At 45.3% G+C, this 424-nt stretch carries 2 rRNA genes; both read left to right on the forward strand.

Features of this window, described 5'->3' with window-relative positions:
- A 16S ribosomal RNA gene (locus tag HPT30_RS00695) occupies window positions 1-82 on the forward strand; the annotation flags it as partial.
- Window positions 83-330: 248 nt separating this feature from the next.
- Window positions 331-424 (forward strand): 23S ribosomal RNA (locus HPT30_RS00700); the annotation flags it as partial.

The raw sequence follows: 424 nt of genomic DNA on the forward strand, positions 1-424 counted from the left end.
GCCGCCGAAGGTGGGGTAGATGATTGGGGTGAAGTCGTAACAAGGTAGCCGTATCGGAAGGTGCGGCTGGATCACCTCCTTTCTATGGAGAATCGTTTCCTGCAACGGAAACATTCAAATCGGAAGTATTACTTCCAAAACTCAGGTTTAGGCCTGTTACTCACTCGTTGCTCAGTTTTGAGAGTTTAAGCTCTCAATTGTAAGACTTGATCCTTGAAAACTGGATACCGAAACGAATTTGCGTTTTAGAACATCTTTTAGCTGAAACTTGTGTAAGCAAGTTGAAATAGTTATTAGTTGATACGATATTTTTCCGAAGGAAAAAATCGAGGTTAAGCTAATAAGAGCACACGGAGGATGCCTAGGCGCCAGGAGCCGACGAAGGACGTGGCGAACAACGAAACTGCCTCGGGGAGCTGTAAGC

The organism is Paenibacillus agri, from assembly GCF_013359945.1.
Lineage (GTDB): Bacteria > Bacillota > Bacilli > Paenibacillales > Paenibacillaceae > Paenibacillus_AQ > Paenibacillus_AQ agri.